Origin of the sequence: Stenotrophomonas pictorum JCM 9942 (genome assembly GCF_001310775.1) — a bacterium.
GTDB lineage: Bacteria > Pseudomonadota > Gammaproteobacteria > Xanthomonadales > Xanthomonadaceae > Stenotrophomonas > Stenotrophomonas pictorum.
The window spans coordinates 1-2,423 of sequence record NZ_BAZI01000393.1 but is presented as its reverse complement, the minus strand read 5'-3'; the positions used below and the strand labels follow the sequence as shown (position 1 = coordinate 2,423).

The window sequence follows — 2,423 nt, the reverse complement described above, 5'->3', positions numbered from 1 at the left end:
CAGCAACGTCGGCCAGTCCTGGCGGCGGGCCAGCGCCGGCAGCCACGCCGCGCGGAACGTCTCGGCCACCGCCTGGCCCTGGTAGCGCTTGAGGAAGTCCTGCGCCTGCGAGGTCGCCAGTGTGTCGATGTTGCGGCGTAGACGGGCGTACTCGAGCCAGCCATACAGGGGATGGTTGCGCAGACCGCTTATCGAGCATCGTCGGCTTTGCCGGCCTCGGCATTGGCGATGGCGGTACGCAGGGCGGCGCGCTGCGCCTCCACGTTCTGGGCGTGGAGGCCGGCCGTGGCCAGCGAAAGGAAAATGCCCAGGGGCAGCAGGGAGAATCGACTCATGCGCGAAGCATAGCGGCGCGGGTGTCAACGGCGGTGCGCCAGTCCTGCTCGATGATGAATGCCGGTGGCCGGGACCTGCGCAACGATGCCGGGATGACAGGCGGAACGCCGGCTGCATCCGTCGGCTGCGGACCTCCGCCGCTTGCATCATCGGCGCTAGTGTCGGCCATGAGGCGAGCGGCCTCCACGGGAGGGGAAGACCATGGCATTCAGTGCGAAGGGCAATTCTGGACCGTTGGCCGAGATCAATGTCACGCCGCTGGTGGATGTGATGCTGGTGTTGCTGATCATTTTCATCGTGACCGCACCGCTGGTGTCCTATCCGATTCCCGTGGCCCTGCCGCAACCCACCACCACGCCACCCCCACGGCTTGAACCACCGCCGCCGATCGAATTGCGGGTGGATGCCGGCAACCAGCTCCGCTGGAATGGCCAACCACTGGCATTGGCCGATGTGCAGACCCGCCTGCAGGAACAGGCGCAGGCCCATGCGGGCAATCTGCCGGAGCTGCGCATCGCCACCGATCCGGGCGCGGAGTACGCCGTGATGGCGCGGATTCTGGCGGCGGCCAGCAACGCCGGGATGGAGCGGATCGCCTTCGTGCAATAGCGGCGCCGCGACATGGCACCGATGGAAAGGCCGGCAATCTGCCGGCCTTTTCCCGTATCTGCGCGGTGGATCAGCGCAGGCTTTCTTCCGGCACCTGGACTTCCATCTTCACTGCCAGATGATCCGAATAGGCGGCGGGTACCGCCTGCGTATCCACCACATTGAGCGTGTCGCTGGTGAGGATATGGTCGATGGCCCGTTCCGGGCGCCAACTGGGGAAGGTCGGGACCAGGCAACCGGGTGGCTGCAGCCGGGTCTTGCGATAGAGCAGCTGCATCTCCGGACGATCGGCCATGCAGTTGAAGTCCCCCATCAGCACCGCGTTGGGGTGATCGCTCAGCAGGTCGGAGATGAAATCCAGCTGCGACATGCGCGAATTGGTACCCAGCGACAGATGCGCCACGGCCACGGTGAGCCCTTCCTTGCCATCCCCGTAACGGGCCAGCAGCACGCCACGGCCGCCGATACGGCCGGGCAGGGGGTGATCCTGCACCTCCACCGGCTCCAGGCGGCTGAGCAGGCCGTTGGCGCTGGAGGCCACACCGCCCATGCGCCGGTTCGGCTGGTGGCTCCAGTAATTGAAGCCGGCGCGTTGGGCCAGATAGTGGGTCTGGTTGGTGAAGCCCGAGCGCAGGCTGCCCGGATCGGCTTCCTGCAGGCCGACGATGTCATGCCCGCTGGCCAGCTGGGCGATGGCGTCCAGGCTGGAGCGTTTCTGCCCGGCGGGCAGCGCATGCGACCAGCTGCGGGTCACATAGTCGCTGTAGCGACGGGTGCTCGAGCCGGCCTGGATGTTCGCGGTCAACAGCCGCAGCGTTTTGGTGGGGGATTTCACGATAGTGCGACTGGAGGGCCCCGGGATTCCGAGGCCCTTGATACCTTACCGGGCGTTGGCGGCGCGTTCGCGCGCGACCAGGTGGTCGGCGATGCGCAGCATGTCTTCCCAGCCCTGGCCCTTGACCAGGTACTTGCCGTTGACGATCAGCGACGGGGTGCCGGAGATCTTGCTGCGCTGGGCGAACTGCTTGGCGCGGTTGACCTTGGCCGAAACCGAGAAGCTGCCCATGGTGTCGGCGAAGGTCTTCGGCGCCACGCCGTGCTTGCCGTAGAAGTTGGCGATGTCCTCGACCGAGTCACGGCCGCGCTCGCCCTTCAGGGTCTGCTCGATGTGGATGGCCGAATACAGCGCATCGTGGGTCTTGTCCTGCACGCCCAGCGCTTCGGCGGCGTAGAAGGCGCGCGCATAGTCATCCCAGGTGCCGCCGAACACGGCCGGCACGTAGACGAAGTTCACGTCCGCCGGCAGGCCGGCCTTCCACGAGCTCACCAGCGGCTGGAAGCGGGCGCAGGCCGGGCAGACATAGCCGAAGATCTCGGCCACTTCGATCTTGCCGGTGGCCGGCTGGAACGGCTGGCCGCCTTCGATGGCCACATAGTCGGTGCCGGCAACCGGCTCCGGGCCAACCAGGCGGGCGGCG

3 protein-coding genes and 1 pseudogene are annotated in these 2,423 nt (G+C 66.9%); 1 reads left to right on the top strand and 3 read right to left on the bottom strand.

Features of this window, described 5'->3' with window-relative positions:
• Positions 1 to 335, bottom strand: a pseudogene (locus JCM9942_RS20295) (lytic murein transglycosylase); the annotation flags it as partial.
• A 202-nt stretch (positions 336 to 537) separates the two neighbouring features.
• Here JCM9942_RS20295 and JCM9942_RS14175 point away from each other — a divergent pair.
• Positions 538 to 945 (top strand): ExbD/TolR family protein, encoded by a 408-nt coding sequence (locus JCM9942_RS14175; protein WP_054660477.1) that lies wholly within the window; start codon positions 538 to 540, stop codon positions 943 to 945.
• Between the two features lie 70 nt (positions 946 to 1,015).
• Here JCM9942_RS14175 and JCM9942_RS14170 read toward each other — a convergent pair whose 3' ends face one another.
• Together JCM9942_RS14170 and JCM9942_RS14165 are read right to left on the bottom strand one after the other, a co-directional pair.
• Positions 1,016 to 1,753, bottom strand: a complete 738-nt coding sequence (locus JCM9942_RS14170) for an endonuclease/exonuclease/phosphatase family protein (RefSeq protein ID WP_172675130.1) — start codon at positions 1,751 to 1,753, stop codon at positions 1,016 to 1,018.
• A 72-nt stretch (positions 1,754 to 1,825) separates the two neighbouring features.
• Positions 1,826 to 2,423 (bottom strand): thiol:disulfide interchange protein DsbA/DsbL (locus tag JCM9942_RS14165; RefSeq protein ID WP_054660474.1); only part of this gene is annotated, 598 nt, incomplete at its 5' end.

Excerpts from the sequence above, each read along its gene's own strand:
- JCM9942_RS14175 (WP_054660477.1), top strand. The coding sequence starts at position 538 with ATGGCATTCAGTGCGAAGGGCAATTCTGGACCGTTGGCCGAGATCAAT.